General features: G+C 38.1%; 18 protein-coding genes and 2 pseudogenes. 11 read left to right on the plus strand and 9 right to left on the minus strand.

From position 1 onward, the window contains the following. Window positions 1-18: 18 nt before the first annotated feature. The 4 genes and pseudogenes from AA977_RS08075 to ligA all read right to left on the minus strand — a co-directional run. Window positions 19-501 (minus strand): annotated as a pseudogene (locus AA977_RS08075) (ABC transporter permease); the annotation flags it as partial. Next, window positions 501-1068, minus strand: a pseudogene (locus AA977_RS08080) (ATP-binding cassette domain-containing protein); the annotation flags it as partial. The pseudogenes AA977_RS08080 and AA977_RS08075, both read right to left, overlap by 1 nt. 193 nt (window positions 1069-1261) lie before the next feature. After that, window positions 1262-1594: a hypothetical protein gene (locus AA977_RS02755; RefSeq protein WP_014534777.1), complete on the minus strand. Its 333-nt coding sequence runs from the start codon at window positions 1592-1594 to the stop codon at window positions 1262-1264. Window positions 1595-1775: 181 nt separating this feature from the next. Continuing rightward, a complete protein-coding gene (ligA, locus tag AA977_RS02760; RefSeq protein ID WP_064434494.1) occupies window positions 1776-3749 on the minus strand; it encodes an NAD-dependent DNA ligase LigA in 1974 nt (657 codons plus the stop codon). A 74-nt stretch (window positions 3750-3823) separates the two neighbouring features. Here ligA and AA977_RS02765 point away from each other — a divergent pair, with 74 nt between their 5' ends. From AA977_RS02765 to ppa, 7 genes are read left to right on the plus strand one after another with little or no spacing between them, the layout of a single operon-like run. After that, entirely contained in the window at window positions 3824-4765 is a 942-nt protein-coding gene (locus AA977_RS02765) for a chemotaxis protein (RefSeq protein WP_064434495.1), read from the plus strand. Window positions 4766-4799: 34 nt separating this feature from the next. Next, the gene (gene aspS, locus AA977_RS02770) at window positions 4800-6533 is read left to right on the plus strand and encodes an aspartate--tRNA ligase (protein ID WP_064434496.1); all 1734 of its coding nucleotides are present in this window, start codon (window positions 4800-4802) and stop codon (window positions 6531-6533) included. Window positions 6534-6550: 17 nt separating this feature from the next. Further along, entirely contained in the window at window positions 6551-7126 is a 576-nt protein-coding gene (locus AA977_RS02775) for an adenylate kinase (RefSeq protein ID WP_064434497.1), read from the plus strand. A 20-nt stretch (window positions 7127-7146) separates the two neighbouring features. After that, complete coding sequence (locus AA977_RS02780; protein WP_064434498.1) at window positions 7147-8145, plus strand: glycosyltransferase family 25 protein; 999 nt, start codon at window positions 7147-7149, stop codon at window positions 8143-8145. Window positions 8146-8193: 48 nt separating this feature from the next. Continuing rightward, on the plus strand, window positions 8194-8766 hold the full coding sequence (locus AA977_RS02785) for a glycosyltransferase family 25 protein (protein WP_064434499.1): 573 nt from the start codon (window positions 8194-8196) through the stop codon (window positions 8764-8766). Then, complete coding sequence (locus tag AA977_RS02790; RefSeq protein ID WP_064434500.1) at window positions 8705-9499, plus strand: glycosyltransferase family 25 protein; 795 nt, start codon at window positions 8705-8707, stop codon at window positions 9497-9499. Before AA977_RS02785 ends, AA977_RS02790 begins: the two co-directional genes overlap by 62 nt. 59 nt (window positions 9500-9558) lie before the next feature. Beyond that, complete coding sequence (ppa, locus tag AA977_RS02795) at window positions 9559-10080, plus strand: inorganic diphosphatase (RefSeq protein ID WP_064434501.1); 522 nt, start codon at window positions 9559-9561, stop codon at window positions 10078-10080. 149 nt (window positions 10081-10229) lie between these two features. Here the strand turns inward: ppa and AA977_RS02800 are convergent, their stop codons facing one another. Genes AA977_RS02800 through AA977_RS02815 form a run of 4 tightly spaced genes read right to left on the minus strand, consistent with a single transcriptional unit; the run spans window position 10230 to window position 15317 of the window. Then, entirely contained in the window at window positions 10230-12470 is a 2241-nt protein-coding gene (locus tag AA977_RS02800; protein WP_064434502.1) for an endonuclease MutS2, read from the minus strand. 15 nt (window positions 12471-12485) lie between these two features. After that, window positions 12486-12848: a hypothetical protein gene (locus AA977_RS02805; protein WP_064434503.1), complete on the minus strand. Its 363-nt coding sequence runs from the start codon at window positions 12846-12848 to the stop codon at window positions 12486-12488. Continuing rightward, a complete protein-coding gene (murC, locus tag AA977_RS02810) occupies window positions 12848-14197 on the minus strand; it encodes a UDP-N-acetylmuramate--L-alanine ligase (protein WP_064434504.1) in 1350 nt (449 codons plus the stop codon). Before murC ends, AA977_RS02805 begins: the two co-directional genes overlap by 1 nt. Continuing rightward, window positions 14190-15317 carry a succinyldiaminopimelate transaminase gene (locus AA977_RS02815; RefSeq protein ID WP_064434505.1) on the minus strand — a complete coding sequence of 376 codons (1128 nt, stop codon included), beginning with the start codon at window positions 15315-15317 and terminating at the stop codon, window positions 14190-14192. Before AA977_RS02815 ends, murC begins: the two co-directional genes overlap by 8 nt. Window positions 15318-15454: 137 nt before the next feature. Between AA977_RS02815 and ispG the strand changes: the two genes are divergently transcribed. From ispG to AA977_RS02835, 4 genes are all read left to right on the plus strand, one after another. Next, complete coding sequence (gene ispG / locus AA977_RS02820; protein WP_064434506.1) at window positions 15455-16531, plus strand: flavodoxin-dependent (E)-4-hydroxy-3-methylbut-2-enyl-diphosphate synthase; 1077 nt, start codon at window positions 15455-15457, stop codon at window positions 16529-16531. Between the two features lie 13 nt (window positions 16532-16544). Beyond that, complete coding sequence (locus AA977_RS02825; RefSeq protein WP_064434507.1) at window positions 16545-17747, plus strand: 2,3,4,5-tetrahydropyridine-2,6-carboxylate N-succinyltransferase; 1203 nt, start codon at window positions 16545-16547, stop codon at window positions 17745-17747. An 11-nt stretch (window positions 17748-17758) separates the two neighbouring features. After that, window positions 17759-18817 (plus strand): tetratricopeptide repeat protein, encoded by a 1059-nt coding sequence (locus AA977_RS02830; RefSeq protein WP_064434508.1) that lies wholly within the window; start codon window positions 17759-17761, stop codon window positions 18815-18817. A 361-nt stretch (window positions 18818-19178) separates the two neighbouring features. Next, complete coding sequence (locus AA977_RS02835) at window positions 19179-21227, plus strand: DUF262 domain-containing protein (protein ID WP_064434509.1); 2049 nt, start codon at window positions 19179-19181, stop codon at window positions 21225-21227. A gap of 132 nt (window positions 21228-21359) precedes the next feature. On the opposite strand, the gene mdaB is transcribed toward AA977_RS02835, so the two are convergent. Then, window positions 21360-21944, minus strand: coding sequence for an NADPH:quinone oxidoreductase MdaB (gene mdaB / locus AA977_RS02840; RefSeq protein WP_064434510.1), 585 nt, complete (start codon window positions 21942-21944; stop codon window positions 21360-21362). Between the last annotated feature and the right edge of the window lie 139 nt (window positions 21945-22083).

The following is a 22083-nucleotide window of genomic DNA, read 5'->3' on the forward strand; positions in this document are numbered from 1 at the left end:
AAGGTTTTAACAAATAGGGGTTTGTTCGTTTTGAAAAATTCTAGCTACAAAAATTGCTAAGCAAAAACAAAACAATGCACTTGAAAAAACACTAATAAACCCCAAAATAAGCGATTTAAAATGAAGAATAGTGATGATATTGAGCGTATAAAAAGAGAGAATAATAAAGATAAAAGCGATTACAATGATTAATCTTGAAGCGGTTAATGCTAGAGTTATTTGTTTGAAAGTTGCTGGTGATAGCATGCAGAACAAGAATATATTATGCGTTTCTCAAGCTTGTTATAGCTTGTGTGAGACCAAAGATTGCACTAGAAATAATAATTAGTCCCATTAAACCTATAATGCTATTAAAGTAAAAAAATCAGTGGTATTTTTTGAAAAAACAAAAATTAGTAATAAAAGCATTAAAACAGGATAGATAAAAGTCCAAAATAGCGCACTTGTATTGGTGAGATAAGATTTGATTTTAAGTTTTAAGACAGATAGAGTTGCCCTTATTAAATATCCTTTAGTAATGCCAATAAGTCTTTTGCGGTTGGTTTTTCTTTAAAGTTAAAAATTTTAGTTATAGATTCTATATAGAATCTAAAGGTTCGTATTGAGCAATGTTGCCATTCCAACAAGACCCATTCGCAACTCTCTAAAACGATAAGATCTGAGTGGCGATGATACTTGTAAGTTGTTGGGTGTTGTACAAGCTTATGAGATTTGATAGTCTTATAAGAGCGTTTTGCTCTAAACTGATTTCTGGTTCATCCATAATAATCAATTGGGGGTGGTGGCTAAGAGCCAAGTCAATTTTTAAGCGCTGTTTTTGTCCATCGCTGTTCGTAGGTTTTATTCACAAGATTTTTTTCAAACAGATTTAGAGTGCATTTTTTATAAAAAGATTGATAGAATTTAAAAAGGTCGTTTGCGTTTAATCCTAGTTGAATAGGTTAGAGACAACTCCCAATTGTTTGTGGTATAATATTATCGTGGTATGGAATATTATTGTTTTGTGCTTTAAAACTATAGTCTGATCTAATGCCTAGAAGTGTTGATAAGCGTTGATTTCCTAGCACCATACGAGCGATAGCGTTACTGATAAACCCACTCCAAGCGAGTGGAACGATTTTAAAAAGCGTTCCAACTCTAAAAATGGAAAAAGCCAAAGCTTAAAAAAAGAAATCCCCTAAAAAACTAGAGAAACGGAGTTTTTGATTTTCATTATCAAAACTCTCATGCAGACATTCTCTCATTTTTGTCCGTTATTGGTTTATGGGTGTTTTAACATATAAAACTCCAACGCTTTTTCAAAGAGAAACGAACGATTAGGAAAACCTTTTTCTTTCATATACTCATCCACTTTAGCCATAAAACTGGGCGAGAGTAAAACGCTATGGTTGATTCTTCGCTCTTTACTGATTTTTTCTTCGTATTCTATCTCTTCTATTTCGGCCAACAAACTGGGCGAGAGCGAAATATTAAAACTGCTCTTTCGTTCGCTGCCCACTTTTATTTCTGCTTCCAACTCGGCTAATTCGGTTAACAACCTTTTGCGTTTCGCTTGTAAAGCTTGAATGGTTGTGTGCGCTTTATGGTGTTCCATTATCATTCCTTTAATCTATTTGGTTACCTTCAATTTTTAACTAATTTTAAGATCCTTTCGCATTCTACCACAAAATAGGATTTTGTAGGTAAATTCTATTATAAGAATAAAAATTAGAATTTTTTCTTTAGAATTTCACTGGATATGAAACATAAGATTTTAAAACAAATCACAAAAGGGCTTAATTTGAATCCAATTCTTTAAGATATTTTAATAATTCTTCTTCATTCAAAACGCTCACGCCATGTTTTTTTGCTAGAGAAAGTTTTGAGCCGGCGTTTTCTCCAACGATCAAAAAATCGGTTTTAGCGCTCACGCTTGAAGAAATTTTTGCCCCTAAATTTTCTAACATTTGAGCGTATTCTTGCCGTGGTTTAGAAAGCGTGCCGGTTAAAACAATCGTTTTATCACTGAAAATAGAAGAGCTTTCCTGTTTTTCTTCTGCATCGCTATTTTTAGGGTTTAACAAATCAAATAACGATTGGATAAACTCTTGATTGCTCGCATAAAAATTGACTAAAGAACGCGCCATTTCCACCCCAAAGCCCTCCATTTCTAAAAACTCAGCTTCGCTTTTTTCTAACACATTTAAGCCGTATTGGGCCAGCGTTTTACTCGCTCCCTTACCGATATGTTCAATCCCTAAAGCGTTGATCAAACGCCATAAAGGGGGGTTTTTGCTCTTTTGAATAGCGTCTAATAAATTTTGAGCTTTTTTGATTTTGAATTTGTCTAGTTGCATTAAATCTTCTAATTTTAAAGCATACAAATCCAAGGCGTTAACAATGAGTTTTTCTTCAAAAAGCTGCTCTATGACTTTATCGCCTAAGCCTTGAATGTTTAAAGCGTCTTTAGAAGCAAAATGAATCAAGCTTTCTTTCAATCTCGCCGGGCAATTAAGGTTTTGGCAATAAGTAAAAATCTCTTCGCACAAGAGTTCATGCGAGCATATAGGGCAAACTTTGGGGCGCATGATTTTATGTTGCGAGCCGTCTCTGTAAGACTCTAAAGGTTTGATGATTTTAGGGATCACATCGCCGCTTCTAATGATTACAACCCTATCATTGAGCATGATATTCTTTTTTTCAATTTCAGAATAATTGTGCAAGGTCGCTTTCGTAACCATAGCCCCAGCGATTTCTACCGGCTCTAAAAGAGCGACTGGGGTGATCGCTCCGCTGCGCCCCACTTGGTTAATGACTCCTATAATTTTGGTGTGTTTTTCTAGGGCGGGGAATTTATAAGCGCAAGCGAATTTAGGGGATTTTTGCGTATAGCCTAACTCCTTTTGAATATCCAATTCATCCACAACGATCACCATGCCGTCTAAAAGGGCAAAAAAGCCCTCTCTTTCTTGAATGAGAGCGTGGTAATTTTCTTCTATTTCTTGGTGGTTTTTGTTTAGGCTTAAATATTGAATAGCGCTAAACCCTAACGAGACAATAAAATCCAAACACTCCTTAAAGCTTAGAAAATTTAAAGAATGCTTGCCCACGCCCCAAGGAATGAATTGCAATTTACGCTTTTTAGTGATCTTGCTATCAAGCTGCCTTAAACTCCCTGATGCGGCATTTCTAGGGTTAGCGAATAGGGGTTCGTTAGCGTCTAGGCGCTCTTTATTTAAAGCGTCAAAATCCTCTTTAGAAATGATCACTTCGCCCCTGATTTCTATTTCTTCATCATAAGGGATAGCGTGGGGAATGTTAGCGATATGTTTGGCGTTTGTGGTAACCAACTCTCCTTCTAAGCCATTGCCCCTAGTGGTCGCCTTCACTAGTTTGCCATGTTGATACAAAAGATTGAGCGAAACCCCATCAAGTTTAGGCGAACACACAAACGAAGCGCTAGGGTAGGCTTTTAAAATGCGTTGCAACCACGCTTGCAATTCGTTATGATTGAACACATCATCTAAACTCCACATTCGCATTAAATGAGGGTTTTTATTGAATGGATTGGTTGTGGTAGCCCCCACTTTTTGGGTGGGGGAGTTAGCTTGAATGCGGCTAGGGTTTTTTTCTTCATAAGCTTTTAATTCTTGGTAAAGTTCATCATAGACTGCATCGCTTACGATCGGCTCATCAAGGTTGTAATAGTGGTGCGATAGGGTGTTTAAATATTCAATTCTTTCTAAATATTCTTTTTGGCTTTTTATCATATTCTAAAAACCTTTTAAACTAAATTAGGGTAGTATTATAACATTTAATCTTTGATAGGGTTTAGAGGGAATAGGTGGTAAAAGACATTAACAAAACGACTTCGTTACACTTAAACAACGAAGCGCAATTTCTATGCTTTAGATTAGATACAGAAAAAGACGCCCAACTTTATGGCGTGAATATTTTTAAGATCAGAGAAATTATCCATTATGATGGGGAGGTTACGGAGATTCTTGGGGGGAGCGATGGCGTGATGCTCGGGTTTCTTAGCGTTAGGGGCGAGTCCATTCCTTTAGTGGATGTGAAAAGGTGGTTGCATTATGATGCAAATGATCCTAGCCGTGATTTGAAAGAATATGGCGTTAAAGATAACCATAATTTAGTGATCGTGTGCCATTTTTCTAACCATTCAATCGCCCTAAAGGTTTTAAAAATTGAGAGGATTATTCATAAAAATTGGACTGAAATTAGCGCCGGGGATAAACAAGGCATTGAAGCCAATAACAAACTCAGCGCTCTCACTCGCTTTGATGAACAACGAGTGATGCAAATCTTAGATGTGGAAAAAATGATCAGCGATGTTTTCCCTAGCTTGAAAGATTTAGACGATTTGACCTTGCGTTGCATCAAAGCCATTCAAAGCCAAAAACTCATTTTAATCGCTGAAGACTCCCTAAGCGCTCTTAAAACCTTAGAAAAGATCGTTCAAACTTTAGAATTGCGTTATTTAGCCTTTCCAAACGGGAGGGAATTGTTGGATTATTTGTATGAAAAAGAACATTACCAACAAGTCGGCGTGGTCATTACGGATTTAGAAATGCCTAATGTTTCAGGGTTTGAAGTGCTAAAAACCATTAAAGCTGATCACAGGACTGAGCATCTTCCTGTGATTATCAATTCGTCCATGAGCAGCGATTCTAACCGCCAGTTAGCCCAATCTTTAGAAGCGGATGGTTTTGTGGTAAAATCTAACATTCTTGAAATCCATGAAATGCTTAAAAAAACGCTTTCATAAATTTAATTTTTGTTTTAATTTAAAGGGATAAAACATGCGAAGTCATTTCTGCACAGAAATTAGTGAAAAAGATGTGGGTAAAATCATCAAAGTGGCCGGGTGGTGCAACACTTATAGAGACCACGGAGGCGTGGTTTTTATTGATTTAAGGGATAAAAGCGGTTTAGTGCAATTAGTGTGTGATCCTAGCTCTAAAGCTTATGAAAAGGCTTTAGAAGTGAGGAGCGAATTTGTGCTGGTGGCTAAAGGAAAGGTGCGTTTGAGAGGGCTTGGGTTAGAAAACCCTAAACTAAAGACCGGAAAAATTGAAATCGTTTTAGAAGGATTAGTCATTGAAAATAAAAGCGCTACCCCACCGATTGAAATTGGCAATAAAAATGTGAACGAAGATTTGCGCTTGAAATACCGCTATTTGGATTTACGCTCTTTGAATGCTTATGAAATCTTTAAATTGCGCAGCGAAGTGGCTCTGATTACTCGTAACACTCTAGCTCAAAAAGGCTTTTTAGAGATTGAAACCCCCATTTTGTCCAAAACCACGCCTGAGGGGGCTAGGGATTATTTAGTGCCAAGCAGGGTGCATGAGGGCGAATTTTTTGCCCTTCCTCAAAGCCCGCAGTTATTCAAACAACTTTTAATGGTGGGGGGAATGGACAGGTATTTTCAAATCGCTCGTTGCTTTAGAGATGAAGATTTGAGGGCGGACAGGCAGCCAGAATTCACGCAAATTGATGCAGAAATGAGTTTTTGCGATGAAAATGATGTGATGGGCGTGGTAGAAGATTTGTTGCAAGAGGTTTTTAAAGCGATTGGGCATACTATCCCTACACCCTTTAAACGCATGCCTTATAAGGAAGCGATGGAAAATTATGGGAGCGATAAGCCGGATTTACGCTTTGGATTGCCTTTAATAGAAGTGGGGGATTGTTTTATGGACAGCTCCAACGCTATTTTTTCCAATATTGCGCAAGATCCTAAAAACAAACGCATCAAAGCTTTAAATGTCAAGGGGGCTGATGCAACTTTTAGCCGCAGCGTTTTAAAGGAATTAGAAGAATTTGTGCGCCAGTTTGGGGCTCAAGGCTTGGCGTATTTGCAGATTAAAGAAGATGAAATTAAAGGGCCTTTGGTTAAATTTTTAAGCGAAAAGGGGCTTAAAAATATTTTAGAAAGGACTAACGCGCAAGTTGGGGATATTGTCTTTTTTGGCGCAGGGGATAAAAAAATCGTGTTAGATTACATGGGGCGCTTGCGCTTAAAGGTGGCTGAAATGCTTGATTTGATTGATAAAAACGCCTTGAATTTCTTATGGGTAGTCAATTTCCCCATGTTTGAAAAAACTGAAAATGGCTATCACGCTGCACACCACCCCTTTACGATGCCTAAAAATATAGAATGTGAAGACATAGAAGAAATTGAAGCGTATGCGTATGATGTGGTGCTTAATGGCGTGGAGCTTGGCGGGGGGAGCATTAGGATTCATAAAGAAGACATGCAAAAAAAAGTCTTTGAAAGGATCAATATTGATGAAGAGGAAGCGCAAAAGAAATTTGGCTTTTTACTAGAAGCGCTAAAATTTGGCGCTCCTCCTCATGGGGGCTTTGCGATAGGCTTTGACAGATTAATCATGCTAATGACTCAATCTCATAGCATTAGAGATGTGATCGCTTTCCCTAAAACGCAAAAAGCTTCATGTTTATTGACTGACGCGCCTAGCCCTATTAGCGAAGAGCAACTAAGAGAATTGCACATTCGCTTGAGAAAATAAATTTATAAGGATATGATTTGAAACAACTATTTTTGATTATTGGAGCCCCAGGGAGTGGTAAAACCACGGATGCGGAATGGATTGCTAAAAACAACAGCGCAACAATCGCTCATTTTTCAACCGGGGATTTATTGCGAGCTGAGAGCGCTAAAAAGACCGATCGAGGCTTATTGATTGAGAAATTCACCTCTCAAGGCGAATTAGTGCCTTTAGAAATTGTGGTAGAAACGATCCTTTCAGCGATTAAAAGTTCTAGCAAAGGGATCATTTTAATTGATGGCTATCCTAGAAGCGTGGAGCAAATGCAAGCTTTAGACAAGGAATTGAACGCTCAAAATGAAGTGATCTTAAAAAGCGTGATTGAGGTAGAAGTGAGTGAAAAAACCGCTAAAGAAAGGGTTTTAGGGCGCTCTAGGGGGGCTGATGATAATGAGGTTGTGTTTCATAACCGCATGCGCGTGTTTTTAGACCCTTTAATGGAAATCCAAAATTTCTACAAGGCTAAGAAGGTGTATAAAACCATCAATGGCGAAAGAAGCATTGAAGAAATCGTGCATGAAATGCAAGAGTATATTTTGTCTTTTGGGAATTAAATGCGACTAAAGAATGAGCTGTGATCTCTGTTTATATCATTTCTTTAAAAGAAAGCAAAAGGCGTTTGGACACTGAAAAACTCGTTTTAGAGTCTAACGAAAAATTTAAAGGCTGTTGTGTTTTTCAAATCTTTGACGCCATTAGCCCTAAACACCAAGATTTTGAAAAATTACTTCAAGAGCTTTATGACGCTCCGAGTTTATTGCAATCTGATTGGTATCATTCTTATGTGGGTGCTGGTTTGACTTTGCCTGAATTAGGGTGTTATTTGAGCCATTATCTTTTATGGAAAGAATGCGTCAAATTAAACCAACCGGTTATCATTTTAGAAGATGATGTAACGCTAGAATCTAACTTTATTCAAGCCTTAGAAGATTGTTTGAGAAGCCCTTTTGATTTTGTCAGGTTTTATGGGTGTTATTGGTATTACCACGAGACAAAATTCCATGTTTTACCCAAAGAATTTGTATTTCCTCCCTTTGATTATCCTTTTAAAAATAACCCTATTTTAGAAAAATTTAAAAAATTTTTTAATGTTTCTAGATTTTTAAATCTTTCTACCCATAAGGTCATGCACTATATCCTAAAAAAAATACAAAAAAAGTATTACGAAACGCATGAAAAAGAAGCCTTTTTTTTAGAGCATTTCTACCTTACTAGCGTGTATGTGGCTTCCACAGCCGGCTATTACTTAACCCCTAAAAGCGCTAAAACTTTTATAGAGGCAACGAATCGTTTTAAAATCATAGAGCCGGTGGATATGTTTATGGATAATTCTTCTTATCATGATGTGATGAATCTAACTTATGTGCCTTGCCCTGTTTCTTTAAATGAGCATTCTTTAGACAGCACGATCCAAAAGCCTAAAAAAGAGAGCTTGAAATCTTACCCGCTTCCGCCTAAAAAATCAATTTTTAAAAATCTTTTCTACTATAGCCTTAACGCTAAAAAACGCTTAAAGGCCTTTCAACAATACAGCAAACAATACGCTCCTTTAAAAACCCCTAAAGAGATTTAAAAAGAGTGGGCTTTATGATAGAATCAATGCAAATATTTAGGAGTTCATTTGACACAAGTTTATATCATTTCTTTAAAAGAAAGTCAAAGGCGTTTAGACACGGAAAGACTCGTTTTAGAGTCTAATGAAAAATTTAAAGGGCGTTGTGTTTTTCAAATCTTTGACGCCATTAGCCCTAAACACCAAGATTTTGAAAAATTACTTCAAGAGCTTTATGATTCCCCAAGTTTGTTAAAATCCGATTGGTTTCATTCTGATTATTGTTATAAGGAATTATTACCCCAGGAATTTGGGTGCTATTTGAGCCATTATTTTTTATGGAAAGAATGCGTCAAAACAAACCAACCGGTCGTTATTTTAGAAGATGATATAGCCTTAGAGCCTAATTTCATGCAAGCTTTAGAAGATTGCTTGAAAAGCCCTTTTGATTTTGTGAGACTCTATGGGCATTATTGGGGAGGCCATAAAACCAATTTGTGTGCATTGCCTGTATATACTGAAGAGATCGAAGAGGTTAAGAATACTGAAACACCTATTGAAGAAACGCCCATTGAAAATAATGAAGTTACCCCCCCCCCCCCCCAATTCCACACAAGACACACAACAAGACCCTATTATTGAAACACAACAAGAATCATCTGATCCTTGCATAGCACCCCCAAAAATCTCTTTTAATAAAAGGGTTTTTAGAAAAATTAAAAGAAAACTCAACCGCTTCATTGGAAATATTTTAGCCCGGACAGAAGTGTATAGGGGTATCGTAGCAAGATACGACGAACTCATAGGAAAATACGACGAACTCATAGGAAAATACGACGAACTCATAGGAAAATACGACGAACTCATAGGAAAATACGACGAACTCATAGGAAAATACGACGAACTCACCGAAAAATACGAATCCCTATTGGCAAAAGAAACAAACATTAAAGAGACCTTTTGGGAATCTCGCGCTGATAGTGAAAAAGAAGCGCTATTTTTAGAGCATTTCTACCTCACCAGCGTGTATGTGGCCACTACGGCAGGCTACTATCTCACGCCTAAAGGTGCTAAAACTTTTATAGAAGCCACGGAGCGTTTTAAAATCATAGAGCCGGTGGATATGTTTATGAACAACCCCACTTACCATGATGTGGCTAATTTTACCTATTTGCCTTGCCCTGTTTCTTTGAACAAGCATGCTTTCAATAGCACCATTCAAAATGCAAAAAAGCTTGACATTTCATTAAAACCCCCTAAAAAATCTTATTATGATAACCTTTTTTATCATAAGTTTAATGCTAGAAAGTGTTTAAAGGCCTTTCACAAATACAGCAAACAATACGCTCCTTTAAAAACCCCTAAAGAGGTTTAAAAAGAGTGGGCTTTATGCTAGAATAAGTCTTTTTACTAACTTATTTAAAGGAGATTGTAATGAATTTAGACAAACTAAAAACAAGCCATGACGCTAACGCTTTGTGCGTGGTGATTGAAATATCCAAGCATTCTAATATCAAGTATGAATTGGATAAAGAAAGTGGGGCTTTAATGGTGGATAGGGTGCTTTATGGGGCGCAAAATTACCCTGCAAATTATGGCTTTGTGCCTAACACTTTAGGGGCTGATGGCGACCCTGTAGATGCGCTGGTTTTAAGCGATGTGGCTTTCCAAGCCGGGAGCGTGGTGAAAGCACGCTTGGTTGGGGTTTTGAACATGGAAGATGAAAGCGGGATGGATGAAAAACTAATCGCTCTGCCGGTAGATAAGGTCGATCCCACGCATTCCTATGTCAAAGATATTAATGATTTATCCAAACACACTTTAGATAAAATCAAACATTTTTTTGAAACTTACAAGGATTTAGAGCCTAATAAATGGGTGAAAGTCAAGGGGTTTGAAAACAAAGAGAGCGCGATTAAAGTTTTAGAAAAAGCCATAAAAGCCTATCAAGGCTAAAGATCTTAAAGGTTTTGGCTTAAAGCCATAAAGCCCTTTTGATTCTCTTTTAAAAGGCTTTGTTCTCATTGAGCGTTGGTATATAAAATTGCTTTAGGATAACTTAAAGTGGGTTTTTGCATCAATTCCAATCAAATAAGCTCTAAAAACTACAATTTAACGATCTTAACCCCACTACCGCCTAAATTAATGGGGGCGTCGCTAAAGCTTGCCACTTTAGGGTGGTTTTTTAAAAATTCTTTCACAAATTTTTCCAAAATCCCACTCCCTTTGCCATGACAAATCAACACTTCTTCAAAGCCTCCTAAAAGCGCGTTGTTTAAAAAAGCGTCCAGTAAATCCAAAGCTTCTTCGCTGCGTTGCCCTCTCAAATCAAGGTGCAAGCTCGCTTCCTTAGGCTTAGGAATGATGGTTTTAGGGGGTTTGAATTTGTTTTTAGGGGGTTTTTGGATTTTTTTCAACAAACTCCCATGCACTTTCAAACGCATGCCAAGCTCGGTTTCTATCAAATAATAGCCCTTATCCAAAATCTGAGCGATCAGCACGCTTTCATTTTTATAACGCGCTTTTTCGTTAGCCTGAAAGCTTGTTGTAATTTGTGGGGTTTCATGGCTATTTTTATGTTTGTTTAAAATCTCGCTCGCTTTATGGATTTCTTTATGCATAGAGCTGGTGTCTTTTGAAGCGACTTCGCTTTTTAGCACATTCAAGGCTTGTTGGTAGGATTTTTCCAATTCCAATTTTTTATTGTGAAAGATTTCTTTTTGTTTTTCTATTTCTAAAAGCCAAGCGTTTTTTAACTCTTCTTGCTCTTTTAAAGCGTTCTCTAAACGCTCATTTTTTTGCTTCAATTCCCTTTCTAGCGCGCTGGAATTTTCAATCAAAATGTTCAATTTTTCCTTATCTTCGCCATAAAACGCCTTCGCTTTTTCAATCAAAAACCGTGGCACGCCATAACGCAGAGCAGTTTCAAACGCATAACTTTTGCCAACAACCCCTTTTAAAAAAGTGTAAGTGGGCCGTTCTTTTTCTTCATCATAAAGAGCGGCTAGTAATTCCACTTCTTGGTTTTCTGCCATTAACACGCTTAAGCGTTTGTGGTGCGTGGTGATAATGATTTGATTGTTTTGTTTGAGCAATTTCTCTAACAGGGTTTTATACAGACTGCTCGCTTCATCAGCGTCAGTCCCTAACTCAATTTCATCAACGCCTAAAAGCATGTTTTCTTTGGATAAAAGAGCGCTAAATTGCTTCATTCTGCCTGCAAAAGTAGAGATATTGTTCGCGCTATTTTGGGGGTCATTGATAATGGCGTGGATTTCTTTGAAATAAGGGATAATGGAATGATGGGCGTTGATTTTCATAGGAATGAGATGCTTGCTTAAAAACGCCGCACTTAAAAGCGATTTTAAGAGCATGGTTTTCCCGCCCGCATTCACGCCAGTAACAGCGAGCATGGATTTTTCAAACTTCAAATTTAAGGGCTTTGGATCTTTTAAAATGGGGTGCGAAAAGTTTTCTAAAACCATTTTTTTTTGCGTAAAACTTGGCATGACAAATTCTAAATTGTAGGCTTTAGCAAAATTGAGCCGTGCTTGCAAGCTGTCTAAAAAATCAAATTCTTTGAAAAGGAATTTTAAAAATAAAAGGTGTTTTTGCAAGCTATGGCTTAAAGTTTGACACATTTCACTAATACAACAATCTATTTCATTGTCAATTTGCGCGATTTTTTGTGCGATTTTTTGTGCGCTTTCTGGCAAAAGATAAAAATAACCATTAGCGCTCCTTTCTAGCACAACGCCCTTAATCGCGCTAGAAAACCCGCTTTTTAACAAAAGGCATTCATGACCATGCTTAAAATGGCTTTGGGTATCCACTAAATAAGGGGCAAGCTCTTTAGAATGCGCGTAATTACGAATGATTTTAGCGCTCTCTTTTTTAAGGCGACTCAAACTCTCGTTTAAAGCGTCTAGGGTAGCGTTAGCCCCTTGTTTGATTTTCCCATCATCATCCAATAAAGCGATCAAATCATTAAAAAAAGGGGGTAAAATAATAGCGTTAAGGCGTTCGTAAAATTTTAAATGCGTGAAATTTTTAAAAGCGTTTTGTAAAACGACAATGTAGCGCAATCGTTTGACAATCTCATCAATTTCATCTAAATGGAGCGTTCCTAATTTGGTGAGCTTGATAAGAATAAGATCGCTTTCTTTCACGCTTTTAGGGGCGATCAAGCCGATCGCATCCACTTCATTCAAGTAAGTGAAAGCCTGTTTGAGATCGTTTTCTAAAGCAATAGTACCTCTTTCTTTTGCAAAAAAGGTTTTAAAAAGAGCGATAAACTCTTTTAAATCCAGGCTTTCTTCTAGGGGTTTTGACGGAGTATTATTCATTGTTATTATTCATCATTAGGGTTGGATTAAGGGATCTTTTTGAAGCGTTTGACAAGAGTCTAAATCCACGAGAACGTCTTTCATGGGGGTTTGTTTTTTACCCAAAAAACTCAAAGTCCCGCTCACTAAATTAAAGGTTTTATTATCCACTTTAATGCCCTTACACAACAAGGTTTCCCCCCTTAAAAACGCTCTTTGCAAAGCGATTTCTTTTTGATTTTGTTGGTTTTGCTTGTAAGTATAAACGCTGATGCTTGCCCCTATAATCCCTACCATTAAAAAGGCTAATATTTTTTGTTTAAGGCTCATTAAACCAAAATCCCTTAAAACTAAAAACAATAAAACCAGCGTTAAAAATAAAACAACCGCTACGCCCATTACATTTCGCCCCTTAATTGGTAGGTAATATCCCCCGCTCCAAAGCCTATCACAAACCCCTTTTCAATCGTTTCTGCTACCTCATCATTGACTAACAGCTCTAAAAAATCCCCCTTTTTACGCACTCTGTCTATAAAGGTGGGGTTATAATGTTTAAAATGGGCTTTCAAATCAATGTCTCTTTTAACTTCACACGCGCTATAAACGGGTAAAATGATCAATCGGTCGCAATGCTCTAAAAAACATTTTTTAAACTCTTCTAAATTATCCATTAAGCGCGAATACTTGTGTGCTTGCCAAATGACAATAATTTTTTCTTGCGTGTTTAACAAATCAGCATAAATCCTAGCGCTCTTTAAAGTGGCACTAATTTCGGTGGGGTGGTGGGCGTAATCATCAATGAGGATGAGCGCGTTTTTTTGCAAAATATCAAAGCGTTTTTTAATGCCTTTGAAATTCAATAAATTATTTCTAATTTCTTCTAAATGCAATTCATCTAAAGCGCTCAAAATCGCCAAACTCGCATTCGTGGCGTTATGTTCGCCTAACCCCCACACTAAAAAAGTCCCTAAATCTTTCAATTCAAATGAAGTGTAAGGCTCGCCCTCTTTTAAAATGTATTGAATATTGCGAATGTCTTTTTTTTCTAAAACAATAGCATCTTTAGAATAGTTTTTTAAAAAAGGATCTTCTTTATAAATCACTCTTTTTTGCGCATGGTCTAAAAAATATTCATAAGCGAAGAAAAATCGCTCTAAATCGTGATCATAATGCTCCAAATGTTCCGGCTCGGTGTTAGGCACAATCGCGCAATAAGGGTTAGAAAATAAAAAACTTGAATCGCTTTCATCCGCTTCAAAAACCAAGCTAACATTCGCACTCTCTCGCACATTGGAATCAAACTCTTTAGAATGTGCCCCAATAATCGCCCCAAAAGTGGGGCAAATCGCGCTCAACATCGCGCTGATACTGCTCTTTCCATGGGCCCCACACACGCTAAAAACCCGCTTGTCTTTAAGGATAGAATACAAAGCGTCTTTACGGGATAAAATAGGGATTTCTAATTCTTTAGCCCTTTGTATTTCGGTATTGTCTTCTTTGATAATGGCTGAATGGATGATCACATCTTGATTTTTAATCGCCTTTGGATCATGCGGGATATTAATTTCTACGCCTAAAGCTTTCAAATACTTAACGCTAGGGCTTATGGCAATATCAGATCCGCTGATCTTAGCCCCTTGCGCTTTAAGGTATTTGGCTAAACCTGAAATGCCAATCCCCCCTATGCCAATGAAATGGATCTTGCAATCTTGCAAATTTTTGAGTAAAACTTTTGGGGTTTCAAGCATGCTTTTCTCGGTAAGTTTCTATGATTTCTAAAGGCTTTTCTAAAAGGGGGGTGTCATAAACAAGGGCTAAACGCACGTAGTCAGCACCGATATGATTACGCCCTAAATATAAAGCCGGTAAAGTAATAATGCCTTCGTTTTCAAAAAGTCTTTTAGCAAAATTTTCGCCGTTTTTAACGGGCAAATACACATAAAAACTATAAGGATAAATGAGCGTGTCTTTAAAGATTTTTCGCGCTAGTTTCAAGTTATTCGCATAAACATTACGGAAAAATTTTGCATGCTCTTCATCTAGCCAAGCTGCTTCACTCGCCTTTTGGATCGCATTAGCGCTCGTATAGCCTAAATAAGCGCGAAAGGCTTTGTATTTTTCTAAAATGCGGCTATCCCCAGCGATAAAACCACTCCTAAGCCCTGGAGCGCTAGAGCGTTTGGAGAGCGAATGGATCACCAAAACATTTTTAAAATCTTTATTATCAGCGAGCATGCAAGCTTCTAAAAGCGAAGGGGCGGGCGCGTTTTCATAAATTTCACTATAACATTCATCGTTAATTAAAATAAAATCATATTCTAAAGCGAGTTTGACCCAAGCGTGCAATTCTTCTAAAGAAAGGGTTCTTCCTGTGGGGTTGTTAGGGGAATTTAAGATCACTAAATCCACTTCTTGCAACTCTTTTTCATTCAGGCTTGGAGTGAAATCATTTTCTTTTACTAAAGGCATTAAAAGGCTTTTGGCCCTAGCGAATTGAGCCGCCCCTTCATAGATTTGATAAAAGGGGTTAGGGTAGGCGATAGTGGGGTTTTGGTGATCAAATAAAACAAAACTAGGGAAATTAAACAACACTTCTCTAGAGCCTAGCGTAGAGATTAATTCGTTTTCTTTGAGTTCTATTTTAAAACGGCGTTTAAAAAAATCCCTTTGAGCCGCTCTCAAGCTTTCTTCAAACGCGCTTTTAGGGTAGATATTGAGCGAATGGGTGTGCTGTTTAAGGGTGTCTTGAATGAATTTAGGCGTTTCAAATCGTGGCTCACCGATGCCTAAATCTAAACCCCTTTTTTTAGGGGTAATTTCTTTAAACAAGGCTCTTAATCGTTCAAAAGGGTAAGGCTCAAAGGTCATAGGGCTACTTTAATCTTAAAATGGAATAGTTAATCTTACCTAAAATTTAAGCGTTTATTATTGAAAGAACTAAAAAAGAGTATAAGAGAATATAAAAGAGTATAATAGCGAAAGAATTTAACTTATAAAGAGGTTTGATGCTAGAAAATAGGGTTAAGACCAAGCAAATTTTTATCGGTGGCGTAGCCATAGGGGGTGATGCCCCCATAAGCACGCAAAGCATGACCTTTAGTAAAACCGCTGATATTCAAAGCACTAAAAATCAAATTGACCGATTGAAACTCGCCGGGGCTGATTTGGTTAGGGTGGCAGTGAGCAATGAAAAGGACGCTTTGGCCTTAAAAGAATTGAAAAAAGTCTCTCCGTTGCCTTTAATCGCTGATATTCATTTCCATTATAAATTCGCTCTCATCGCCGCTCAAAGCGTGGATGCAATCAGAATCAATCCCGGAAACATCGGCTCTAAAGACAAAATTAAAGCGGTGGTTGATGCTTGTAGAGAAAAAAACATTCCTATAAGAATTGGCGTGAACGCCGGGAGTTTAGAAAAACAATTTGATCAAAAATACGGGCCAACCCCAAAAGGCATGGTAGAAAGCGCTTTGTATAACGCTAAACTTTTAGAAGATTTGGATTTTACCAATTTTAAGATTTCTCTAAAAGCGAGCGATGTGATGCGCACCATAGAGGCGTATAGAATGTTGCGCCCGCTTGTGATCTATCCTTTCCATTTGGGGGTTACTGAAGCGGGTAATCTTTTTAGCTCCAGCATCAAATCCGCCATGGCTTTAGGGGGGCTTTTGATGGAGGGTATTGGAGATACAATGCGCGTGTCTATCACAGGGGAATTAGAGAATGAAATCAAAGTGGCTAGAGCAATTTTACGCCATAGCGGGCGTTTGAAAGAGGGGATCAATTGGATTTCTTGCCCCACTTGTGGGCGCATTGAAGCCAATTTAGTGGATATGGCAAGCAAGGTAGAAAAACGCCTAAGCCACATTAAAACCCCTTTAGACATTAGCGTGATGGGCTGCGTGGTGAATGCATTAGGTGAAGCCAAACATGCAGACATGGCGATCGCTTTTGGGAATCGCAGCGGTTTGATTATCAAAGAAGGTAAAGTCATTCACAAGCTGGCTGAAAAGGATTTGTTTGAAACTTTTGTAACAGAAGTGGAAAATTTAGCTAAAGAAAGAGAAAAAAATTTAAATTAAAGGCATGGAAAAGATGAATAAGTTTAAAAATTTTGTGAGCAATTACCAGCAATCTGATCATTATAAAGAGCCTTTAGGTTTTGGTATTGCCAGAGTGGATATTGCCCCTATTTCCAAAAAGATTTTATGCGCCACTTACCCCATTTTGAACTGGAAAGATGAAAATCTAGGCTCTTATGTAGTGTTTTGCAATGCATTTTCTAAAGAAAAAATCCTAAAAGAGAGCGCTAGCGAATGCATCGTTGAGATTGATGAAAGTTTTGTGTTAAAAGCGCTAGATTTTTATACGCCCTTTTTGAATGAAGCCTACTCTAATAAAATGGTCCATAAAAATATCCAGGTGGTTTTAGAGCTTTTAAAAGCACTAGAAGAAAACCGCTTGAAAAATAGTAGTGGGGAGTCTCTCTATCGCTTGGTGATCTTGTTTGAAGACAAGCCTTGCGAGAGCGTGGAGAGCGCGTATATGAAACTTCTAGCGCTCTCTTTAGGTAAAGCCCCTTTGAGGAGTTTGAATTTAGAGGGCATTTTTAACCAGCTTTCTAATGTGGCTTGGAGTGGGAATCAACCTTATGAATTAGAATGGCTCAGAACGAACGAAGTGGCTTTAAAAATGCGAGGCAATTTCCCTAGTATTGATTTTATAGACAAATTCCCGCGCTATTTGATGCAATTAATCCCTGAATTTGATAATATCCGCTTATTAGATAGCTCAAAAACGCGCTTTGGGGCGTATTTAGGGACCGGAGGTTATACCCAAATGCCCGGGGCTAGTTATGTGAATTTTAATGCAGGGGCGATGGGCGTGTGCATGAATGAGGGGCGCATCTCTTCATCAGTCGTGGTTGGAGCAGGCACTGATATTGGTGGAGGAGCGAGTATTTTAGGCGTTTTAAGCGGAGGGAATAACAACCCTATTAGCATCGGCAAAAATTGTTTGCTAGGGGCTAATAGCGTTACCGGTATCAGTCTAGGCGATGGCTGTATTGTGGATGCAGGCGTTGCGATACTAGCCGGGAGCGTGATAGAAGTTGAAGAAAATGAGTTTAAAAAGCTTTTAGAAGTGAATAACAATTTAGAAAAACATGCCAACAATCTTTATAAGGGCAAAGAGCTTTCCGGGAAAAATGGCGTGCATTTTCGTTTAAATAGCCAAAATGGTAAGTTGATTGCTTTTAGGAGCGTGAAAAAAATTGAGTTGAATCAAAACCTGCATTAAGGATTAAAAGAATGCTCAAAAAAAGTTTGTTTTTACTTGTTTTTTTAGTCTTACAGATTGGCAACGCTGAAGAAAACAATCAAGCCCCAAAAAACACGCCCCCTGAACTCAACCCCGCTAACGCTAAGGGCGTGCCAAACCCTAACACCCAAATCAACCCTAAAGAAAACAATTCTAATTTATTGGACAAACTAGGTTCTCCTGAAAACGCTCAAACCGAGCTTTCTGCCGGTATTGATCTGGCTAAAAAAGGCGATTATCAAGGGGCTTTTAAGCTCTTTTCTCAATCATGCGATAACGGCAATGCGGCCGGGTGTTTTGCAGTGGGGGCGATGTATGCTAATGGGGTGGGCATTCAAACCAACCGATTGAAAGCCGCTCGCTACTATGAAATGGGTTGCAGTGGGGGCGATGCGACCGCTTGCGCGAATCTGGCTCAAATGTATGAAAACAAGAAAAACGCTGATGCAAACGATAAAGAAAACGCTTTGCAATTGTATGCGGTGGCTTGTCAAGGGGGGGATATGATTGCATGCAATAATTTGGGGTGGATGTTTGCAAACGGGAGTGGGGCCCCAAAAGATTATTACAAAGCGATAAGTTATTATAAATTTTCATGCGAAAATGGGAATGACATGGGGTGCTATAATCTCGGCTTGATGTCTAATGTGAATAATATTTATGGCATTGATAAGGCGCAACTCAGTCAAGTGGATTTGAATTATTTGGCTTGTAATGCAGGGGATATGATGGGGTGCGCGAATTTAGGCTGGATTTATGCGAATGGGGATTTGGGGGCTCCGTTGAATAACCACTACGCGGCGAAATATTTCCAAATGGCATGCGATGGGGGGATTTTGGGGAGTTGTAACAATTTAGGCGTGTTGTATCAAAAGGGTTTAGGCGTGCCTCAAGATGACCAAAGAGCGTTAGACTTGTTCTCGTATGCGTGCGATAATGGTTTTGAATCAAGCTGTCGTAATTATGGGAATTTTAAAGAACATTTATTGCGCATGAACCCTAATTATGGGCGCTTGTTCATGCCGTATAACTCTTATGATGCTCCATAAAGACCAAAAAGACTAAAAAGCATTTTTTACAATCAAAATAAATAGCTTGATTTCAATCAAGCGATAACATCTTTAAAAAGCGGTATTCTTGGGTTATGGGGGTTTAATTGGGGGTTGTAGGGGGAATTATTTCAAAATACCCCTATCCCCTTAAGAGAATGGATTTTATTTAAAAAATAATTTTTACAATAAAATATAAAATGATAAAAAAGTAATCAAAATCCTTTTTTTAAAAAAAGCAAATTCCTTCAATTCCAACAAATTTTTTCCCATAAATTGCGGTTTTTTCAAAATTTAAGCTTTCTTTTTTTTTTTGATTTAATACTCAATGCAATTTTAATTTCATTCAAAAGGAAAAGCTATGACAGCAACGCAAAGCACCATTAACGACTTTTTTGCCTTAACAGGCACGATCTTTTCTATCCCTGTATACCAGAGGAACTACACTTGGGAGGAAGAAAATTGTGAAAAGTTACTGCAAGATATTATCAATATCTCTCAAAATAAAAAAACGCATTTCATGGGTTCTATCACTTGTATCTTGCATTTGATTGATGATGAAAAAAGTTTGAGGCAGTTGCAAGAATTTGTCATTATTGACGGGCAGCAAAGGATTACTACCATCATGCTTTTGCTTAAAGCCATAGAGACAAAGATACAAAATGAAGGGATAAAAAAAGAGATTGGTAATCTACTCAATCTTTCGGGACAAAGGTTGCGCTTAAAACCCATTAAAAGCGACAGAGAAGCCTTTGATCTGGTCATGCAAAATCGATCGCATGAAATACAAGGCGTATCACACATTAAAAATAACTATAAATTTTTCACCAAAGAGCTTGACAAGTGTCTAGACAAAGGGTATCGCATAGAAGAGATTTATGGCGCGTTTTTGCGGCTTAACATCGTAGCCATAAGATTAAAGATAGGCGAAGACGATCCGCAAGTGGTGTTTGAAAGCATTAACGCTACCGGCGTGCAATTAAAAGGGCTGGATCTCATCCGCAACTACCTGATGATGGGAGAAAATTCTGACAGACAGAAACATCTTTATGAGACTTATTGGGTGCCTTTAGAAAATTGGCTTGGCGAAAAGGATTTGAATGAATTTATTACAACTTATTTAAGAATCTATTTTGAAGATAAATTAAAAAAAGAAGAGCGAGAAGTGTATTACGTGCTAAAAGCCCACCACAGAGACAATTTCCCTAATGACATACAAGCCCTTATGAGCGATATGCGTGAATACGGCAGAATCTATCAAATCTTTTTAGACAGAGATCATCATTTTTTAGAGCGTGGGGACTCGCAGCAGTTGGCGAAATTACGCTTGTGTATTAAAGATCTTGTGAAAATCAAATTTGGCGTGGCAAAGCCCTTTATCTTGCGTTGCACCAGAGACTTTGAGGAAGGCAAATTGGATTATGAAAATTTCCATGAAATTTTGCAAATCCTTATCAGCTACTATGTGCGCCGGAGCGTGTGCGGAGATCCTACCGCTGCGCTTAACAAAGTTCTTTATTCTTTATACAGACAGCTAGAAGAAAATGTTTCAGCCGATGCATTGAAGCGGTATTTGGGCAAGAGCGTTGGTCAAGCGGCGTTCCCCAATGACGATCGCCTTAAAGCGGCGTTTCTTGCGCATAATGCATCGGCAGTTCAAGTGTGCAAATTCATCCTGCTTGAGATAGAAAAATTAAGTAACGCCGAACCGCCAAGAGAAGAAAATCTAGAAGTGGAACATTTCTACCCCAAAACCCCCACTCAAGAATGGCGCGATAAGGTGGGAGACTATTTCACTTTTGAACAAAATTACCTCAATAATTTTGGGAATCTAACCTTAACCGGGCAAAATTCAAGGCTTGGCAACAAATCTTACGAGGCAAAAATAGAGCTTATGGAACAACACAGCTCCTTGCATTTAAACGACTATTTCATCAATAACACAGACTCTTGGGGGATAGAGGAAGTGAAGGCTAGGAGCGAGTATCTGGCAAATCAATTTTGTCAAGTGGCGTTGTTTAAGGATTTGCCTAAAGAATACCGCGCAAGAGAGCTTAACAAAACCCTTGATGATGACTTAACCCACCAAAAACTTTCAAGCGTCAAGCTCCCCAATGGCCAAAGGCGAACAGCAACAAAAGCTAAGGAATTGGCTAGCGTTGTCATAAATTATTTACTGGAAAATGCTAGAGAAGCCTTTGAATATTACACAGACGATGAATCTCAAAAATACATCTGTTGGAATAAAGCAAAAGCTGAAATAAGGGATAGAGATGGCACTTTGGTCGTGCCTTTTGAAAAATACGGATTCTACTTTGTAAGCAATGCGAGTTTCAAAACTGTGGGCAGTAACCTTAGGGATCTTATCGTAGGTTGCGAGCTGGATCCTAGAGAATTTATTGTGGAGTAGGTAGCGCCTCATTTTGGCACTATGGCTAATGCTATGGTTTAAGCCAAAAACACAAAGCATGGGGCTTTGAATACCGCACCAAGCCAACCGCCCCCCTTAAAGGAATGGGGGTTTAAAAATCCTTATTTTAGACTATTTACCAAAAACTTGATGCAAATGCGTAGTGAGGGAGTTAAGGTATTGCTCCACTTGGGGGTTTTTCACCACATCGTTGCAAATAAAAGTAGGCAATGCTGAAAGCCCTAAAAATTGGAACGCCTTATGCAAATGCAAATACACGACATCCACGCCCACCCCTTCAAAAAATTCATTAGGATCGTTAAAGGCTTCAATGGGAGCGTTCCAAGTCAAGCTTAGCATGTATTTTTTGCCTTGCATCAAGCCTCCTTTCCCATAGTTTTTGGTAGGATTTTGCGAGCTTCTGCCATCGGTAGTATAAAGTTTTCCATGCCCTGAAGTGAAGACTTCATCAATGTATTTTTTCACAATCCAAGGCTCTCCCATCCACCAGCCGGGCATTTGCCAAATAGTCGCATCAGCGTTAAAGAATTTCTCCACTTCTTGGCTCTTTTCATAGCCTTTATCCACGATCGTTGTATCCACTTCTAACCCTAAAGATTCTAAAGTTTTTTTTGCATGCTGGGTCAAGGTTTCATTGAGTTTCCCCCCAGAAGACCCAAACGCTTTGGCTCCGTTAATGATGAGTACTTTTTTCATTTTGTTCCTTTTTTAATAAAATAAAAGGACATTCTATCCAATGAAACTTAATATTAAAGAAAATCCCTTAACCTGAATAAAAATTAAAAAACAATCAATTACAACTATATTATTTTTATTATGTTAAGATAATGAAAAT

Origin of the sequence: Helicobacter pylori, from assembly GCF_001653455.1 — a bacterium.
GTDB lineage: Bacteria > Campylobacterota > Campylobacteria > Campylobacterales > Helicobacteraceae > Helicobacter > Helicobacter pylori_A.